Annotated in this window: 14 protein-coding genes and 1 riboswitch; of the genes, 5 read left to right on the top strand and 9 right to left on the bottom strand. The window is 63.9% G+C overall.

Going from position 1 to position 17,661, the window contains the following annotated elements:
* Positions 1–93 precede the first annotated feature (93 nt).
* The gene (locus AC54AF_RS02850; protein ID WP_496635232.1) at positions 94–669 is read right to left on the bottom strand and encodes a TMEM165/GDT1 family protein; all 576 of its coding nucleotides are present in this window, start codon (positions 667–669) and stop codon (positions 94–96) included.
* A gap of 21 nt (positions 670–690) precedes the next feature.
* A riboswitch (yybP-ykoY riboswitch) is annotated at positions 691–860 on the bottom strand.
* 145 nt (positions 861–1,005) lie between these two features.
* On the opposite strand from AC54AF_RS02850, the gene AC54AF_RS02845 reads away from it, so the two are divergent.
* The 4 genes from AC54AF_RS02845 (at position 1,006) to AC54AF_RS02830 (ending at position 7,509) form a co-directional block, all read left to right on the top strand.
* Positions 1,006–3,399 (top strand): M1 family metallopeptidase, encoded by a 2,394-nt coding sequence (locus AC54AF_RS02845; protein WP_496635230.1) that lies wholly within the window; start codon positions 1,006–1,008, stop codon positions 3,397–3,399.
* Positions 3,400–3,517: 118 nt separating this feature from the next.
* Positions 3,518–5,377: a M1 family metallopeptidase gene (locus AC54AF_RS02840; protein ID WP_496635229.1), complete on the top strand. Its 1,860-nt coding sequence runs from the start codon at positions 3,518–3,520 to the stop codon at positions 5,375–5,377.
* Between the two features lie 22 nt (positions 5,378–5,399).
* Positions 5,400–7,037, top strand: coding sequence for a serine hydrolase (locus AC54AF_RS02835; protein ID WP_496635227.1), 1,638 nt, complete (start codon positions 5,400–5,402; stop codon positions 7,035–7,037).
* 277 nt (positions 7,038–7,314) lie between these two features.
* Entirely contained in the window at positions 7,315–7,509 is a 195-nt protein-coding gene (locus tag AC54AF_RS02830; protein WP_496635225.1) for a hypothetical protein, read from the top strand.
* A 58-nt stretch (positions 7,510–7,567) separates the two neighbouring features.
* On the opposite strand, the gene AC54AF_RS02825 is transcribed toward AC54AF_RS02830, so the two are convergent.
* Both AC54AF_RS02825 and AC54AF_RS02820 read right to left on the bottom strand, forming a co-directional pair.
* Positions 7,568–8,398 (bottom strand): class I SAM-dependent methyltransferase, encoded by an 831-nt coding sequence (locus tag AC54AF_RS02825; RefSeq protein WP_496635223.1) that lies wholly within the window; start codon positions 8,396–8,398, stop codon positions 7,568–7,570.
* Positions 8,399–8,483: 85 nt separating this feature from the next.
* On the bottom strand, positions 8,484–9,143 hold the full coding sequence (locus AC54AF_RS02820; RefSeq protein ID WP_496635221.1) for a pyridoxamine 5'-phosphate oxidase family protein: 660 nt from the start codon (positions 9,141–9,143) through the stop codon (positions 8,484–8,486).
* Between the two features lie 109 nt (positions 9,144–9,252).
* On the opposite strand from AC54AF_RS02820, the gene pdxR reads away from it, so the two are divergent.
* Positions 9,253–10,737: a MocR-like pyridoxine biosynthesis transcription factor PdxR gene (gene pdxR, locus AC54AF_RS02815; RefSeq protein ID WP_496635219.1), complete on the top strand. Its 1,485-nt coding sequence runs from the start codon at positions 9,253–9,255 to the stop codon at positions 10,735–10,737.
* Between the two features lie 10 nt (positions 10,738–10,747).
* Here pdxR and AC54AF_RS02810 read toward each other — a convergent pair whose 3' ends face one another.
* The 6 genes from AC54AF_RS02810 to AC54AF_RS02785 form a co-directional block, all read right to left on the bottom strand.
* Positions 10,748–11,527, bottom strand: coding sequence for a spermine/spermidine synthase domain-containing protein (locus AC54AF_RS02810; protein WP_496635217.1), 780 nt, complete (start codon positions 11,525–11,527; stop codon positions 10,748–10,750).
* Positions 11,528–11,587: 60 nt separating this feature from the next.
* A complete protein-coding gene (locus AC54AF_RS02805) occupies positions 11,588–12,112 on the bottom strand; it encodes an FxDxF family PEP-CTERM protein (protein ID WP_496635215.1) in 525 nt (174 codons plus the stop codon).
* 239 nt (positions 12,113–12,351) lie between these two features.
* Positions 12,352–13,668, bottom strand: a complete 1,317-nt coding sequence (locus AC54AF_RS02800; protein WP_496635213.1) for a sensor histidine kinase — start codon at positions 13,666–13,668, stop codon at positions 12,352–12,354.
* A gap of 14 nt (positions 13,669–13,682) precedes the next feature.
* On the bottom strand, positions 13,683–15,035 hold the full coding sequence (locus tag AC54AF_RS02795; RefSeq protein WP_131689167.1) for a sigma 54-interacting transcriptional regulator: 1,353 nt from the start codon (positions 15,033–15,035) through the stop codon (positions 13,683–13,685).
* A gap of 28 nt (positions 15,036–15,063) precedes the next feature.
* Positions 15,064–16,302, bottom strand: a complete 1,239-nt coding sequence (locus AC54AF_RS02790; RefSeq protein ID WP_496635211.1) for an ABC transporter permease — start codon at positions 16,300–16,302, stop codon at positions 15,064–15,066.
* 28 nt (positions 16,303–16,330) lie between these two features.
* Positions 16,331–17,653 carry an ABC transporter permease gene (locus AC54AF_RS02785; protein WP_496635209.1) on the bottom strand — a complete coding sequence of 441 codons (1,323 nt, stop codon included), beginning with the start codon at positions 17,651–17,653 and terminating at the stop codon, positions 16,331–16,333.
* Positions 17,654–17,661 lie beyond the last annotated feature (8 nt).

Here is a 17,661-nt window from a genome sequence, read left to right as displayed (position 1 = left end):
GGCGGCCACCAGGTGGCACCGCGCCAGTGTTCATGTCGACGACATTGTAAATATAGACATGAACATTGTAAATGGGAAATTATTTAGGCGATGTCAGAAGCCCAGGGCCGCGCCCGCGCCCAGCAGGGTGGCCACGCCCAGCACGGCAAACACCAGCGCCGCAATGCCATGCACGAGGCGCAGCGACACGCGGTTGGCGATCCTGTCGCCCAGGTAGACGGCCGGCACGTTGGCCAGCATCATGCCGAAGGTGGTGCCCAGCACGACGGAGACGGTGTCGTGGTAGCGCGCCGCCAGCGCCACCGTGGCCACCTGCGTCTTGTCTCCCATTTCCGCCATGAAGAAGGCGATCAGGGTGGTCAGGAAGACGCCATACCTGGCCAGCTTCGTCTCGTCTTCATCGAGCTTGTCGGGGATCAGGGTCCAGGCGGCCATCGCCAGGAAGGAGACGCCGAGCACCCAGCGCAGCACGTCGGGCCCCAGCATGCTGGTGATCCAGGCGCCGACGGCGGCGGCAAACGCGTGATTGGCGATGGTGGCGACGAGAATGGCCAGCACGATGGGCAAGGGCTTGCGGAATTTGGCGGCCAGCAGAAAGGCCAGGAGTTGGGTTTTGTCGCCGATTTCAGCGAGACCGACGATGCCGGTGGAGATGAGGAATGCTTCCATGAGATTGCAAGAGGTACGTGGGCCGGACGAATTAACCAATGATCCACGGGCGACTCCGGCCCATGCGGCCGCCCTGGATCAATGGTCTCGTCAAGTTCTGCAACCACCTGCACCATGGCCTGCGGGCCAATCATGTTGATACAGGTTCCCACGGCAGGACCGCAGGACGACTACTCCCCAATGTTCGAGGCGCATCATACGCCAATGCCCGCGCCGGCGCCACTACCGCCGGGGCGCGGCCCAGCCAGGTGTGTGGGACTTCGACAACAGTGATCGATTTGAAAACAGACTCGACTTAGAATGCAGTCTGTCCACGACTCCCAGATGGAATGCGCCATGCCGCTCCTCGTTCGCCTGCTTGCCTTGTGCCTGACCTTGTTTGCTCCCTTGCCCGGCCTGTGCGCTGCCGCGCCCTTCGACGACAAGTTCCGCCAGCTCGAAGAACTGCTGCCCACGCCGAACAGCTACCGCACCGCGTCCGGCGCGCCGGGCCACGCCTACTGGCAGCAGCGCGCCGATTACGTAATCCGCGCCACGCTCGATGAGGCAGGGCGCGCCATCACGGCCAGCGAACAGATCACCTATCACAACCGCTCGCCCGACAGCCTCGCGTATCTGTGGCTGCAGCTGGACCAGAATGGCTTGCGCCAGGATGCCGACCAGCGCCGCGTACTGAGCGCACCCTCGCGCCAGGCCTGGTTGAGCGGCAACGAAGACGAAGCGCTGAAATTCGAGGACTTGCGCGCCATCCATGCGGGCCGCGAATTTGACGGCGGCTTCAAGCTCACCGCCGTGAAAGCGGCCAACGGCAAGTCGCTGCAGCATGTCGTCAACCAGACCATGCTGCGCATCGATCTGCCGGTGGCGCTGGCGCCCGGCCAGAGCGTCACGTTCAACATCGACTGGTCGTATCAGATCAATGACCAGAAGGTGCTGGTCGAGCGCTCCGGTTATGAATATTTTGAAGACGACAAGAACGCGATTTTCCAGATCGCGCAGTGGTTCCCGCGCATGGCCGCGTATTACGACGCCGTCGGCTGGCAGCACAAGCAGTTCCTCGGCTCCGGTGAATTCACGCTGGAATTTGGCGACTACGAGCTGTACCTGACGGTGCCGGGCGACCACGTGGTGGCCGCCACGGGCGAGCTGCAAAATCCTGCCGCCGTGCTGAGCACGGTGCAGCGCGAGCGGCTGGCGCGGGCGAAGAGCAGCGATACGCCGCTGCTGGTGATCACGCCGGAAGAGGCGCTGACGGCGGAAAAGGGCAACGCCACGGGCATGAAAACCTGGCACTTCAAGGCGGCCAATGTGCGCGACGTGGCGTGGGCGTCGAGCCGCAAGTTCATCTGGGATGCGCAGGGTCTGAATAGCGGCGGCAAGCGCGTGATGGCCATGTCCTACTATCCGAACGAGGGCAATCCGCTGTGGCAGCAGTACAGCACGCGCGCCGTCGTACACGCCATCGAGCAATACAACAAGTACAGTTTCGACTATCCGTATCCGAACGCGATTTCCGTCAATGGCGCCGTGGGCGGCATGGAGTACCCGATGATTGCGTTCAATGGCGGGCGCCCCGTGAAGGACAAGAAGACGGGGGAACTCACCTACTCGAAGACGGCCAAGTACGACCTGATCGGCGTGATCATCCACGAAGTGGGCCACAATTATTTCCCCATGATCGTCAACTCGGACGAGCGCCAGTGGACGTGGATGGACGAAGGCCTCAATTCCTTCCTGCAGTACCTGGCCGAGCAGGCGTGGGAAGAGCATTTCCCTTCCTGGAATGGCGAACCGCGCAAGATCGTCGACTACATGCGCAGCCAGAACCAGGTGCCCATCATGACCAACTCCGAGTCCTTGCTGCAGTTCACGGCGAATGCCTACGACAAGCCGGCCACGGCGCTCAACATCCTGCGCGAAACCATCCTCGGGCGCGAACTGTTCGACTTCGCCTTCAAGCAGTATGCCTTGCGCTGGAAGTTCAAGCGCCCCACGCCGGCCGACTTTTTCCGCACCATGGAAGACGCTTCCGGCACGGACCTGGACTGGTTCTGGCGCGGCTGGTTCTATACCACCGACGCGGTCGACATCAGCATCGACGGCATCAGCGAATATGGCGTGAGCACGAAGAATCCGGAAGACGAGAAAGCGTGGAAGAAGGCGCAGAAGGCGGCGCAGCCCATCTCGATCTCGGACCAGCGCAACAAGGCGCTGCCGAAGAAGGTCGACGTTGATCCGGCGCTGAAGGATTTCTATAACCGCCACGATGAATTCACGGTCACCAACAAGGACCGCAACAGCTATGCGGAAGAGCAGGAAACGCTGGAGTCGTGGGAGAGAAAGCTGCTGGAACAGCGCAACATGGGCAAGCACCTGTACCTGGTCGACTTTTCGAATCTGGGCGGCCTGGTGATGCCGCTGATCCTGGAAATCGAACTCAAAAGCGGTAAGAAGATCGTCGAGCGCGTGCCGGCCGAAGTGTGGCGCCATGCGCCGCACAAGATCAGCAAGGTCATCATCACGGACGAGCCGATGGTGGGGCTGGTGCAGGACCCGTACTGGGAGACGGCCGACATCGACACCAGCAACAACGCCTGGCCGAGAAAAATCACGCCATCGCGCCTGGAATTGTTCAAGCAGGACCGCGACAAGAACAACCTGATGAAGGATTTCAATACGCCGCTGAAAACGCCCGAGGCCAAGGCCGAGGCCAGGCCGGAAGCAAAATAGGGAAACAGCGCCGGCCAGTCCGGCGCTTTTTTCTGCCGGCCTGCGCCGGAAGTGCTATTCTGCGCGACGCCCCGGCGCACACGGACCGGGGCTTTCGCAAATCATTCAAAAGACGACCATGCAAACTTTGACCTTCCTGCGCGCGCTGGGCTGTGCGCTACTTTGCCAGGTGACCCTGGCCGCGCACGCCGACCCCCTCAGCTACGCGCGCTACGACCAGGTGCGCACGCGCGACCTGCAGCTGGACCTGAAAGCCGATTTCAAGCAAAAGACCCTGTCCGGCTATGCCGAGCTGTCCTTGAACTGGATCGATCCGGCGGCGCGCACGCTGGTGCTCGATACGCGCGATCTGTCGATCGCGAAAGTGCAGGTGCAGGACAAGCGCGGCGCGTGGCAGATGGCGCCGTACCAGCTCGACAAGGCCGACCCGGAAAAGGGCCAGGCGCTGCGCATCGCCACCACGGGCCAGCCGGGCAAGGTGCGCGTCTACTATCACACGGCCCCGAACGCCATCGCGCTGCAGTGGCTCACGCCGCAGCAGACCATGTCGGGCAAGCTGCCTTTCATGTTCAGCCAGTCGCAAAGCATCAACGCCCGCTCGTGGGTGCCATCGCAGGACACGCCGGCCGTGCGTTTTACCTACAGCGCGCGCATCGATGCGCCAGCGGGCATGCGCGTCGTGATGAGCGCCGAGAATGATGAAAAGGCGACGGGCAAGGGCGGCTGGAAATTCAGGATGCCGCAGCCGATTCCCTCGTACTTGCTGGCGATCGCCATCGGCGAACTGGAAGTGCGCAAACTTGGCCCCCGCTCCGCCGTGTATGCCGAGCCGCCGCGCATCAAGGCGGCCGAATACGAGCTGGCCGACACGGAAAAGATGATCCAGGCGGCCGAGGCGCTGTACGGCCCGTATGGCTGGGGTCGCTACGACATGATTGTGCTGCCGCCATCGTTCCCCTACGGCGGCATGGAGAACCCGCGCCTGACCTTCCTCACGCCGACCATGATCGCGGGCGACCGCAGCCTGGTCGACCTGATCGCGCATGAACTGGCCCACTCGTGGTCGGGCAACCTGGTCACCAACGCCTCGTGGAAGCACATGTGGCTCAACGAAGGTTTCACCACCTACGTCACCACGCGCATCGTCGAGCAGTTGTATGGCAGCGAAGTGGCGCAGATGGGCGTGCAGGTCGACCAGGAAGAACTGGCCGCCTCGATCCGCGAATTGCCGGCGGCGAAAACGGCGCTGATCACGCGCGAAGCGGATGCCAATCCCGCCGAAACGTACACGGACGACGGCATCATCTACCCGAAAGGCGCCTGGTTCCTGGCCACCATGGAGCGCCGTGCCGGCCGTGCCGTGTTCGACCCCTTCCTGCGCGGCTGGTTCGACCAGCACGCGTTCCAGAGCGTGACGACGGAGCAGTTCATCGCCTACCTGCGCAAGAACCTGCTGGCGCAGCATCCGGACGTGATGCCGGAAGCGGAACTCGACGAATGGCTGTATGGCACCGGCGTGCCGGCCAGCGCGCAGCGCGTCGTTTCGCCGCGCCTGGCGCTGCTCGACCAGCACCGCGACGCCTGGCTCAAGGGCGAGCTGTCCACCAGGGACCTGGGCATGGACAAGTGGATCGCCATCGAATCGATGCACTTCCTGAACGACATCAACAACAAGGCCAGCGCGGCGCAATTGCGCGAACTGGACCAGGTCTACGGCGTGGGCAAGAGCGGCAACAATGAAGTCGCTTACCGCTTCTACCTGGCCTCCGTGAACGCCGGCTACGATGTGCGCCAGCCCTTGCAGGCATTCCTGATGAGCGTGGGCCGCCAGAAGTTCGTCGTGCCCCTGTACAGCGCCTTGATGAAGACGCCGCAAGGCCATGCCTGGGCCAAGGACGTGTATGCGCAGGCGCGCGAGCGCTACCACCCGGTGACGCAGGAAAGCGTCGATAAATTGATGGCCGCGCAAGCGCATTGAACCTTATTTGGACATCCTGACCATGCATACCATGAACCGTCTTGCTGCCGCCATCGTGCTGGCTTTTTCCGGCATCACTGTGCCGGCGCTGGCTTTTGACGCCGCACCCGTCGTTGCCGCTGCGCCGGTGCCGGCACCCGCCTTCGATCTTGACCGTGACGTCGCCACCGCCTTGAAAGTGTTCGACGTGCCCGGCATGGCGATCGCCATCGTCAAGGATGGCAAGGTCATCACCGCCAGGGGCTTTGGCGTGCGCAAGCTGGGCGAACCGGCGGCCGTCGATGCGCAGACCCTGTTTGAAGTGGCATCGAACTCGAAGGGTTTCACGGCTGCCGCGCTGGCCATGCTGGTCGACGATGGCAAGCTGGCCTGGGACGATCCCGTCACCAAACATTTGCCCGGCTTCCAGATGCACGATTCCTACGTGACGGGCGCCATGACCGTGCGCGACTTGCTGACGCACCGCAGTGGCCTGGGCCTGGGGGCGGGCGACTTGCTGTGGTGGCCGACCACCACGTTTTCCACCGACGAGATCATCGAGAAGCTGCGCTACATCCGTCCGGCCACGAGTTTTCGCAACAGCTATGCCTACGATAACCTGCTGTATATCGTGGCCGGCAAGATCATCGCCGACAAGGCGGGCAAGAGCTGGGGCGAGGCCATGCATGAGCGCATCCTGGCGCCGCTGGGCATGACGGGCACCACCACCAGCCTGGCGGAAAACGTGGGTAATCCCGACGTCGCCAATGCGCACAGCAAGATCGACGGCAAGATCGCCGCCGTCAAATCCATGCCCGTGCCGAACGCCGTGGGCGCCGTCGGCATCAACACGAATGCGGAAGATATCGCCAAGTGGATGATGGTGCTGCTCGACGAAGGCAAGATCGCCGGCGTGAAAGACAAGGATGGCAAGGACGCGCGCCTGTTCAGCGAAAAGCAGGCCCGTGAGATGTGGACGGCGCAAACGCCGATCAAGATTGCCGAGCCTAAACCGCCGCTGGCCGCCACAAAACCGAACTTCAGCGCGTATGGCCTGGGTTTCCAGCTGCGCGACTACAAGGGCATGAAGGTCGCCATGCACGGCGGCGCGCTGCAGGGATTTTATTCGCGCGTGGTGATGGTGCCGGAAGCCAAGCTGGGCGTGGCCATTCTCACGAATGCGGAAAATGGCGGTTCCATGACGGCGCTGCAATGGCGCATCCTCGACCATTACCTGCAGGCGGCGCCGTCGGACTGGCTGGCGCTGGTGGCCAAGGTGGAGCAGGACCAGCATGCCGAAGAAGTGAAAAAGCAGGGCAAGGCATCGAGCGCGCGCGCGGCCAGATCGCAGCCATCGCTGCCGCTGGCGGCGTACGACGGCGAGTATGAAGACGCCTGGTATGGCAAGGTCGTCATCAAGCCGGAGGGGAAAAAACACATCCTCACTTTCACGCGCACGCCGGACCTGACGGGCGAGCTGGAACACTGGCAGCACGACACCTTCATCGTGCGCTGGAAAGAGCGCAATTTCAACGCCGACGCCTACGTGACGTTCTCGCTCAATCCCGATGGCAGCATCGACCGGGTCAAAATGGCGCCCGTGTCGGCCGAGACGGATTTCAGCTACGACTTCCAGGACCTGAGCCTGGTGCCGGTGAAGCCGAAGGAAGTGAAGAAATAAGGTGTCGATACAAAAACCGCAGCTTGTGCTGCGGTTTTTTTTCGCCTGTTTCCATGCAAATGTGCGGCAGGAAGGCGGCGGGCCGGTTTTTATTCCATGAAATGGGACGAAAAAGAAACGTTATCTTGTTTTCTTGTTTGCGTATTTACTAACTTTTTTAGGTGGTACTATTTTCGTGCGCCATGAAATTCGTCTGTCGACCGGCGCTTTCTGGCGGCTGGCGTCTTTGTCTTCCAGTGGTTTTTAGAACGACTCAACTCTTGGGAATGGGATAAAAATGATCAATGTGAAAAAAGCCGTATTTGTCTTTTGTGCCGCCGTCGGTTTTGCCGGCGCCATCAGTTCTTCCGCATATGCCTTGCCAACCCGCGAAACCTGCGAGGAAGCCTATACCGCGTGCGTGGTGGACGGCGATGCCAGCTCCTGCACCCTGGTCAAGCGCCTGTGCGGCGTGTACGGCATTTACCTGTAAGGCGCGTTGCGCGCACAAGACAATGGCGGCGCGCCGGATCGGCCCGCCGCCGTTTTCTTTATGGCTTGACGAACTTCAGGGTCATGCGGTCGCTCTCGCCGATGGCCGTGTATTTGGCCCGATCGACATCCTTGTTGGCGTAGGTCGGCGGCAGCGCCCAGACGCCGCCCTGGTGGTCCGCCGTGTCTTTCGGATTGGCGTTGATGTCCGACTTGGCCGCCAGTTTGAAACCTGCGCCTTCGGCCAGCTTGATCACATACGCTTCGTGCAGGTAGCCGCTGCTGGCCGTGGCGTCCTGCGCCTTGTTCGCTGGCAGGCGGTGCTCGACGACGCCGAACACGCCGCCCGGTTTCAGGCTGTCATAGACTTCCTTGAACAGGGTCTGCATGCCTGCTTCGCCGATCGGTATCCAGTTGTGGATATTGCGGAAGGTGAGCACCATGTCGGCCGTGCCCTTGGGCGCGATGCGGTAGGTGGTGGGTGGCGCGAATGCGCCGAGTTCCACCTTGCCGAAAGCAGCGGGATTGGCATCGAGCTTTTGCTGGAAGCGCGCCGCGCCCCGGCGTGCGCCTTCGCTGCTTGACCGCGGGTCGTTGCCGGCGGCGATCAGCTTGCCGTTATCGCGCAGGTAGGGCGCCAGAATCTCCGTGTACCAGCCGCCGCCGGGCGCCAGTTCCACCACCGTCATGGTCGGCTTGATGCCGAAGAACGTCAGCGTTTCATACGGGTGGCGGGCGCTGTCGCGCAGCGCGTTGGCCGGCGTGCGCGCACTGCCGGCGATGGCAGCCTTCAGGGCCGCGTCGCCCGCATCGGCGGCCAGTGCCGCACCGCTGCCGCCGCAGGCCAGCATGACCGTCAGGGCCGCGGCCAGGGATACTCGCTTCATCATCATATGCTCCATGCGTCATTGGATCGGTTGCTCAATTGGTGGCGATCGCCATCAACGCCGATCATCGGGCAAGCACGCTGGCCGGTCAAGCGGATTCCGTACTCCATGCGGCCGCATACGCGGGCAGCGCGCTGGTATTGAGCGCATCGGCGATGGCCGCGCCACGGCCGTGCGTAAAAGGCAGTTCGCCCGTCCAGACGGCATGCGCCATGTCGCCCGCGTCGTCGAGCGGGCCGCCCTTGCGCTGCTTGACGGCGCATTCGTCGAGCGCGATGCGCAGCACAGTGGTGGCCGCGTACTCCTTGGCGCTGCCGCCGCGCACGTGCGCCAGGCGTCCCGGCGCCAGCTTTTCCATCAGCGCATCCATGGCCGCGTGCTGCTGGCCGATATCGCTTACTTTTTCAAACTGCCCGTACACCATCGCCGAGCGGTAGTTCATCGTGTGATTGAAGGCCGAGCGCGCCAGTACCAGGCCGTCGAGATGGCTCACCGTCACGCACACGTCCGTATCGCGCAGCAGTTGCTTGAGCATGCGGCTGCCGTTCGAGCCATGGATATACAGGTGGCCACCGATGCGCCAGCAGGCGGTCGGGATGCAATGGTTTCCGTGCTCGTCCTGGAAGGCGATATGGCACAGGTAGGCGGCATCGAGGATGGCGTACAGGGTGGCTTGCTCGTAGCTGGCCAGTTCGGCGACGCGGCGCACGCGGGTACGGGGGCTGGGAGGCAGGGCGGTAGCGGTCATGGCGGAAATCCGGTTGGTTGAAGAGACAGGCCGCACTATAATCGGCATCTGGCCCTGAAAAAAGATCCAGAACTGATAAATAATGTAGAGCCACGATGAAGGGAGGCGCATGGATTTCGCTTTGCTGCTGAATGCATTCGAGCGCACGCACCGCGAGCGGGGCTGGCCGCGCCAGCGCCTGCTGCATGAATGCCTGCGCGCGGCGATCCGCGGTGGCCAGCTGGCGCCAGGCACGCGGCTGGCCGCCACGCGCGTGCTGGCGGCAGAACTGGGACTGGCGCGCAATACCGTGCTGTACGCCTACGAGCAACTGGCCAGTGAAGGGTTTGTCTTGCCGGACCGGCGCGGCACCGTCGTCGCCGGCAACGTTGGCCAGCCGGTGGTGGCGCCGCCAGCCGGCAGCGAGGATGGCTTGTCGCGCCGCGCACAACATTTACGCGGCGTGGCGGGACAGGACAGGAATGCGACGGTGGTGTTTCCTGCCGACGCCATGGGCGCGTTCGCGCCTGGCGTGCCGGCGCTCGATGAATTTCCGCTGGCGCAGTGGCGGCGCATGCTGGACCGCGCATGGCGCGCGCTGACGCCGCGCCAGCTCAATTACGGCAACCCTGCAGGAGAACCGTCCTTGCGCATGGCCATTGCCGAGCATCTGCGCGCCGCGCGCGGCGTCGTCTGCGATGCGGGCCAGGTGTTCATCACGGACGGCACGCAAAGCAGCCTTGATGTCTGCCTGCGCGCCTTCGCCGACCAGGGCGATACCTTATGGATCGAGCATCCCGGCTATGGCGGCGCGCTGGCGGCGGGCCGTGGCGCCGGCTTGCAGGTTACCGGAATCGCCGTCGACATGGATGGCATCGCGCCGACGGACGAGGACTGGCGCGATACGCCGCCGCGCTTGATTTACACGACGCCATCGCACCAGTATCCGACGGGCAGCGTGCTCAGTCCCGCGCGCCGCATGGCGCTGCTCGAACGCGCGCGTGCCGCAGGCGCCCTGATCATCGAAGACGATTATGACAGCGAATTTCGCCACGGCGGGCCGCCCCTGGCCGCCATGCAGGGACTGGTTGCCGACGCGCCCGTCGTGTACCTGGGCACCTTCAGCAAGACCATGTTTCCCGCCTTGCGCATCGCCTTTATCGTCGTGCCGGCCACGCTGGCCGGGGCCTTCGCGCAGATGCAGGCGCAGGGCGCAGCGCGGGGCCGCGTGGCCGAACAGCTGGCGCTGGCCGAGTTCCTGCGCAGCGGCCTGTTTGCGCGTCACGTGCGGCGCATGCGCCGCCTGTACCGCCAGCGGCGCGACGCCTTGAGCGAGGCCTTGCAGCGCCATGCGTGCGGGGGCGCGGCCATCCATGGCGGCACGGCTGGCATGCACCTGGCGCTGCGTTTTCACGACAGCGCATGGGATGACCTGGCGCTGAGCCGCCGCGCCGCGCAAGACGGCATCGTGGCGCTGGCCCTGTCCGCGCATGGCACGGGCGAGAGCAGGAGCGAGGGCGCCGGCTGGAACGGTTTCCTGCTCGGTTATGCGCAGGTGCCGGCCGAGAACATGGATGGCCTGGTGCGCCGCCTGGGCGCGCTGCTGCCGGCGTGATGCAGCTACCTTATTGCTGGTTCTGCATCCACTGCTTCAAGCCGTTGACCCAGTTCTTGGCGGGCAGGTTGAACTGCTTCTTGATGGCGGCGGCGCGTTCGTATAAATCGCTGAAGTCGAGCGATGGCGATTTTTTGAAGGCCAGAACGACGATGTTTTCATCTTCCATCTCCGGCACCCAGACGACGGCGTCGAAGACCAGTTCCATCGCCTGCAAATTCTTGTCGTAGTTGGGGAAGTCGCCGAAGACATTCGTGCACATGATGCCGTCGTCCGTCAGGCAGTCGTGGCAGGCCTGGTAGAACTCGGGGCTGTCGAGCACGGGACCGCGCGCGTCCTCGTCGTACAGGTCCACTTGCAGCGCATCGACCGTGCCGTGGTTGGCCGGATCGAGCACGAAGTCGAGCGCATTCATTTCACGCACGTCGAGGCGCGCGTCGTTCGGCGGCAGCGCGAACTGGGCGCCGCAGATGGCGATCACGTTCGGATTGAGTTCGATGGCCGTGACCGCGGCGTCGGGAAAGCGGCGGTAGCTGAATTTGGTCAGCGCGGCGCTGCCCAGGCCCAGCTGCACGATGCGTTTGGGCTGCGTCTTGAACAGCATCCACATCATCATCATCTGCACGTATTCGAGCTCGATGGCGTCGGGCTTGTCCAGGCGCATGGCGCCCTGCACCCACTTGGTCCCCAGGTGCAGGTAGCGGATGCCGCGGTGTTCGGTGGTGGTGGCAGGCGGGTGGCCCGGGTGGCTGAAAGCGGTATGGCTGGTAGAGGTAAAGTCGGTCGTCATGGCGCCAGTTTAGCAGCCGGATGAAAAAAAAGACGCCGAGGCGTCTTTTGGGTGGGGCGATCAAGATTGCTTGCGGCGCCGTGCCAGGAAGCCCAGTATGCCCAGGCCGGCCAGCAGCATGCCATAGGTTTCCGGTTCAGGAACGGGAGCCAGGTTCAGGTTGAAGACGCCGCCATAGCTGCCGCCCTTGGTGTTGCCCATCACGGTCAGGACCAGCGGGCCATTGAACAGGATGCTCGTTGGTGCGAGTACTTCACCCTGGGCATAGCCAAAGACGGTAGGTCCACCAAAGCCGGTCAGTCCTATGCCGTTCAGGTCGGCGCTGGTGAAGCTGATGGAGGAACTGTCCGAGCCCGTGACGGACAGGTTGGCCAGGAAGGCTTGCGCGGTGGAACCGAAGACCGCGTTGGGTGTGAACGTAAAGGTATCCGTGAAGTCGCCGAGCGGGCTGGGCACGGCGTTGAAACCGCTTGTCCACAGATCGCCGGTGGTATTGACGAGATTGACCACGTAGGCGGTGGCGTTGGCGCTACCGATGGAAGCAGCGCTCAGTACTGCCGCTGCGATGAGTGATTTTAGTTTCATGTTTATCCCCGCGAAAAAACGATTAATGTTTCAAAAAAAACCGTACCGCGTTGACAAATTATCGCCAAGACATTTCATTGTCAATCAGCTATTTTTATATCATTATGAAAACTTAAATAGCTTATTTCTAACACACGGGCATGGTGCTCGCGAAGTTGCAATATTAAAAACTCTAATTATCAATATTGCACCGAAAAATAATTGCGCAGTGTGTGATGAAAAAATCGTTACGCCAGTAACTAATTTCTGTCCAGCAAGGGAAGAATCAAGGTTACCGCCAGGCCGCCACCTTCGCGGTTGGCGAGGGTGATGCGTCCGCCATGCGCTTCGGCGATTTCGCGCGCCAGCGCCAGGCCAAGTCCCGTGCCGCTGCGCTTGGTGGAATAAAACGGCACCAGGGCGTTTTCCAGCACGGCGCCGCTCATGCCCGGCCCGCGGTCGCGCACTTCGATGCGCAGCTGCCCTTGCGCCTGGCTGACGTGCAGGCCGATATGCTCTTGCCGCGAACCGGATTCCAGCGCATTCTTGAGCAGGTTCAGCAGCGCCTGCTGCATTTGCGCCGCATCGAACACGGCCGCCTGTGCGGGCGGTACGCCGTCCAGCGTGAAGGCCGCCTGCGAGGCCAGGCCGTCGAGGAAAGGTTGCCATTCGCACGGCGCCAGGCGCGGCGCGGGCAGCTTGGCAAAGCGTGCATAGCCGAGGATGAAGGTTTCCAGGTGGCGCGTGCGCTCCTCGATGGTGGCCAGGATCTGCGGCAGGCGCTCCGTCTGGCCGCGGCGCACCAGCTCGGCGCCGGAATGGGCCAGCGAGGCCAGCGGCGCCAGTGAGTTGTTGAGTTCATGGCTGATGACGCGGATGACTTTTTTCCAGGTCTGCACTTCCTGGCGCCGCAGTTCCAGGGTCAGCTGGCGCAACAGCAGCAGTTCGTGCTTGCGCCCGTTCAGGCTGAAGCTGCGCCGCGCCAGGTGATACACCTCTTCCTGTTCCCCTTCGCCGCTGGTAAACAAGCCGTCGTTGCGGCGTGCCAGCGCTTCGGCCAGGGCCGGCGCCGCCTCGCGCACGATGTCGGCCAGATGACGTCCTTCGAGCCGGCGGCCGTGGTGCAGCAACTGGCGCGCGGCCAGGTTGGCGTAGACGATGGCGCTGCCCTCGGCCACCAGCAGCATGGCCACCGGCGTGTTTTGCACCATGGTGTCGAGCAGCAGTTCACGCTGCACCAGGTCCAGGCGCTGCTTGCGCAGCACGTCGCCCAGCGCATTGTGGGCCGCCACCAGGTCGGCCAGTTCATCGTTCTGCGGCCAGCGCAAGCTGAAGCCGAAGTCGCCGTCCTGGTAGCTCGTCACCGTGCCGCTCAAGGCGCGAAACAGCGACAGCATCGCTTGCAGCTGCGCGCGGATGGTGATGACGGCCACCGGCAGCACGCACAGCAGGGTACCCGCCAGCACCAGCAGCGGCTGGCCAGGCAAAAAATGCCCGAGCAGCAGGGCGATGACGATGCCCAGCACCAGCAAGGTGACGATCAGCGACGTCCAGCGCGTGAGCAGGGAAAGGCGCATGGGGCGGTATGCCATCAGCCGCGCGCGATGCCCAGGCGTTCCATGCGCCGGTACAGGGCCTGGCGCGACAGCCCCAGTTCCTGTGCCGCCTGCGCCACCACGCCGTGGGCGCGTGCCAGGGCCGCGGCGACGCTGTCGCGGTCCGGCTCCGTCGCGGCGCCATCCTGCGGCGCATGCAGCGATGGCACGCCCGCCAGCGGCAAGCCCGTTTCCTGCGCGCCGATCAGCGAGCCGGCCGTCAACAGGCTGGCGCGCTGCATGACGTTTTTCAGTTCGCGCACATTGCCTGGCCAGCCGTGGGCCAGCAGGGTGGCCTGCGCCTGGGCGTCCAGGGTTTTTTCGCTGCCCAGGAAATGCCGCGCCAGCACCAGGATGTCGAGCGGGCGCTGGGCCAGCGGCGGCAGGCGCAGTTCGATCACGTTCAGGCGGTAGAACAAGTCTTCACGAAACGTGCCGGCCTTGATCATCGCCGGCAGGTCGGCGTTGCTGGCGCTGATGACGCGCACTTTCACTTGCCGCTCGCGGTTCGAGCCGAGGCGCTCGAAGCGTCCCGTTTCCAGCACGCGCAGCAGTTTCATTTGCCCGGCCAGCGGCAGGTTGCCGATTTCGTCGAGGAACAGGGTGCCGCCGTCGGCCGCGTCGAACTTGCCATCGCGTGCGCGGGTGATGCCGGTGTAGGCGCCCGCCTCGGCACCGAACAGTTCCGCCTCGATCAGCTCGACCGGCACGGCGCCGCAATTGAGCACGACGAAGGGACCGCTGGCGACCTGCGAATTGGCTTGCACGATGGCGGCGATGCGTTCCTTGCCGCTGCCGTTCGGCCCGGAAATGAGCACGGGCACGTCGGCGCGCGCCACCTGGCACGCCAGGTGCACCACTCTTTCGGTGGCCGGGTCTTGCCACACCATGCCGCGCAAGTCGAAGTCGTGTTCCAGGGCGTGGCGCTGGCGCTGCTCGGCCACCACGCGCTGGCGCAGCGCGCGGTTGGCCTGCCCCAGTTCCAGCAGGTTTTGCACGGAAGCGATCAGGCGCCGGTCATCCCATGGCTTGGCCAGGTAGTCGGCCGCACCGGACTTGATCAGGTCGACGGCCGCGTCGAGCTGGGTCCATGCCGTCAGCAGGATCACGGGCAGGTCGGGGTAGCGCGCGCGGATCGCGTGGAACAGCGCGCTGCCTTCCTCGCCCGAGGTGGTGTCGGCCGTGAAGTTCATGTCCTGCACCACCAGGTCGATGGCGTGGCGCTCGAGCAGCTGCAGGCCTTCCTCGGGCGAAGCGGCGCGCACGGCGTCGATTTCGTGCAGGGAGAGCAGCACGTCCAGCGCGATGGCCACGGCGGCATTGTCGTCAATAATCAGTACGGTAGGCATGCGCGCAGCATATCATTCAGGTGCCGGCTCAGGTACTGCGGGTGGCAGTGGCCGGCGAAATACTCGCCGCGCGCCATGCCGGGCCGTACACGGCGCCCACGCCCAGCAGCCAGAACACGAGCGCGCCGGCCAGCAGGTAGCCAGGTGGCAGGCGCGCCATTTCCAGCTGGCTGACCAGCAGCTGATTCAAGCCCAGGGCCAGCAGCACGCCGCACGCCACGCCGACGCTGGTGATCATGAAATTCTCCGTCAGGAAATAGCGTAGGATGTCGATGCGGCGGGCACCGAGCGCACGCCGCACGCCGATCTGTTTTCTGCGCTGCGTTACCCACAGGCTGGCAATGCCGACGATCCCGCTGGCCGTGACCAGCAGCAGCAGGGTCGATACGGCGATCAGCATCCACGACAGGCCGCGGTCGGCCCGGTAGCGTGACGTGCGGTGCTGTTCCAGGGTATCGGTGCGGACCAGCAGGCGATCGCTGCTGGAAGTGCGGATGGCTTGCTCGGCCTCCTGCATCAGGCGGTCGCGCTGGCCCGGCTCGGCGCGCACCGCATACAGCAGCGAATCGCGCCCACCCGTCAGGCGCGCCGGCAGCAGGATCGAGTATTCGCCTTCAGCCCTGACCTGGCCGACCTGTGTCTGCAGCCGCTCGACGACGCCGACCACGCGCAGCTCGGGATCATCGGCGCCGGTGCCCTGGTACAGCGTCTTGCCAACAAAGCTGGTTTCGCCCGGCCAGATTTTTTGCGCCGCCGCGCGCGTCACGATGGCCACCTTGGGGTAGCTGTCGTCGACATCTTCATCGATCTCGGGCACTTCGTCGGCGAGGAAGTCGCGTCCTTCCACCAGCTTCAAGCCATAAGTTTTGACCAGCGAATCGGGGGTGACATAGGTCGAGATGGTGGCGCTGGACGTGACCTGGTTGCGCTTGGCCGACACGCCGGTGGAGTTGCCGGAGCGCGACAGCACGGCCTGCGACGTTTGCGCCACCGACAGCACGCCCGGCAGAGCGCGCAGCAGGGCCGTCTGGCGCTTCTGCTCGGCAAGCTGGCGCTGGTGGTTGCCGCGGTTCATGTTCTGGATATGGACATAAAAAATGTCGTTTTCAGCGGCCACGCCGGTGGGCCGTGCGGCCACGGCCTGGCGCAGGTTGACGATGTGCAGGGCGTTGGCCAGGATGGCCAGGCTGATCGCGATCTGCACGGCCACCAGAATGGCGCCGGTTTTGCTGCGCATCAGCGCCGACAGGATGGGACGGATTTCCATGCTGGACCTCATAGTGAATAAGTGGGTGTCATTGGGACTTGAGCTGGATCGCCGGCGTCACCTGGCAGGCGCGCCAGGTGGGCAGCAGGCCGGCCAGCAGGGCCGCCAGCACCGACATGGCAAACGTCAGCAGCAGCATCGGCACATCCATGTGCGCCACGGTGCCCAGTTCCTTCGACTGCTGGCTGACCACGGCCAGTGCGCCAAACGCCAGTAGCAGACCCAGCACCCCGCCAGCCAGGCCGATCACGCCGCTTTCGATCAGGAACTGGCGGAAGATGTCGCGCCGCGTGGCGCCTAGCGCGCGGCGGATGCCGACTTCGCTGGCGCGCACGGAAAACTTCGCCAGCAGCAGGCCGATGGTGTTGACCAGACATAGCAACAGAAAGCCGAACGCCAGCCAGGCCGCCAGTTTGTTGTCGTTGTCGACCACCTTCAGGAAGGCCATCCATTCGTTCAGGTCATACAGCTTGTTGGGCGCATTGCGCATCATGCGTCCCAGCTTGCGCTGCTCGCCCGCATAGGCATCCAGATACTGCTGCAACTGGCCACGCTCGCCGCTGCCGGCCATTTCGAACCAGAACTGCAGCCAGGTGCAGCCTGAGCCGAGCCGGCCCTGGAAGCCGGGGGCGTTCTGCTCGCCGTTGCAGCTCATGCCGCCGTCGTGTCCCGTCTCGTGGCGAATCGCGCTGGCAAACGGGATGAAGAATTCGTCTTCCGCGCCGAAAGCGCCCTTGCTGCCGATGATGCGGTGTGGGCGCGGCACCACGTCCCAGGTCGCCAGCACGCCCGTTACCATGTAGGGGCGGCCCAGCACCGTGACGCGCTGGCCGACCGGGTTGTTCGTGCCAACCAGTTTTTCGGCCAGTGCACGGCTCAGGACGATCACGTCGGCGCCGCTGGCGTCATCGGCTTCGCTCCACGGCTGGCCGTACAAAAAGGGGGCTTCGAACATGCTGAAAAAATCACGCGTGGGCGCCATGCCCTGGGCCTGGAAGGAACCGATATCCTTGCGCGCCGGCTCGACCGGACCGGCCACGCCGTACATGACGGTGCGGCGCACGCCGATTTTGCTGGCCATGAAATTGCGCGCATCGATATAGCTCATCTGCATTTGCGCAAAGCCCGGTTTTTCACCGGGCACATAGCCCTTGACGGGCAGGATGTCGATCAACGGCACGAACATGCGGTCGCTCTTGTGCGGCAACGGATCGCCCGACATGGCGTGCAGGATGGTGACGGTGGAGACGCTGGCGGCCACGCCGACGGCCAGGGTCAGCACCATCAGCGCGGTCAGGGCGCCGTTGCGGCGCAGGCTGCGCAGGCCCAGCGTGAAATAGTAGCGGAACATGGTCTCTC

The organism is Janthinobacterium sp. JF4, from assembly GCF_059617925.1.
Note: the sequence above shows the minus strand (reverse complement) of the source record. Positions and strands in the feature narration are given on the sequence as shown.

Coding starts and splice junctions, on each gene's coding strand:
- AC54AF_RS02785 (WP_496635209.1), bottom strand. CDS start 17,653: ATGTTCCGCTACTATTTCACGCTGGGCCTGCGCAGCCTGCGCCGCAAC.
- AC54AF_RS02845 (WP_496635230.1), top strand. CDS start 1,006: ATGCCGCTCCTCGTTCGCCTGCTTGCCTTGTGCCTGACCTTGTTTGCT.
- AC54AF_RS02835 (WP_496635227.1), top strand. CDS start 5,400: ATGCATACCATGAACCGTCTTGCTGCCGCCATCGTGCTGGCTTTTTCC.
- AC54AF_RS02850 (WP_496635232.1), bottom strand. CDS start 669: ATGGAAGCATTCCTCATCTCCACCGGCATCGTCGGTCTCGCTGAAATC.
- AC54AF_RS02800 (WP_496635213.1), bottom strand. CDS start 13,668: ATGCGCCTTTCCCTGCTCACGCGCTGGACGTCGCTGATCGTCACCTTG.
- AC54AF_RS02805 (WP_496635215.1), bottom strand. CDS start 12,112: ATGAAACTAAAATCACTCATCGCAGCGGCAGTACTGAGCGCTGCTTCC.
- AC54AF_RS02795 (WP_131689167.1), bottom strand. CDS start 15,035: ATGCCTACCGTACTGATTATTGACGACAATGCCGCCGTGGCCATCGCG.
- AC54AF_RS02790 (WP_496635211.1), bottom strand. CDS start 16,302: ATGGAAATCCGTCCCATCCTGTCGGCGCTGATGCGCAGCAAAACCGGC.
- AC54AF_RS02820 (WP_496635221.1), bottom strand. CDS start 9,143: ATGACCGCTACCGCCCTGCCTCCCAGCCCCCGTACCCGCGTGCGCCGC.
- pdxR (WP_496635219.1), top strand. CDS start 9,253: ATGGATTTCGCTTTGCTGCTGAATGCATTCGAGCGCACGCACCGCGAG.
- AC54AF_RS02825 (WP_496635223.1), bottom strand. CDS start 8,398: ATGATGAAGCGAGTATCCCTGGCCGCGGCCCTGACGGTCATGCTGGCC.
- AC54AF_RS02810 (WP_496635217.1), bottom strand. CDS start 11,527: ATGACGACCGACTTTACCTCTACCAGCCATACCGCTTTCAGCCACCCG.
- AC54AF_RS02840 (WP_496635229.1), top strand. CDS start 3,518: ATGCAAACTTTGACCTTCCTGCGCGCGCTGGGCTGTGCGCTACTTTGC.
- AC54AF_RS02830 (WP_496635225.1), top strand. CDS start 7,315: ATGATCAATGTGAAAAAAGCCGTATTTGTCTTTTGTGCCGCCGTCGGT.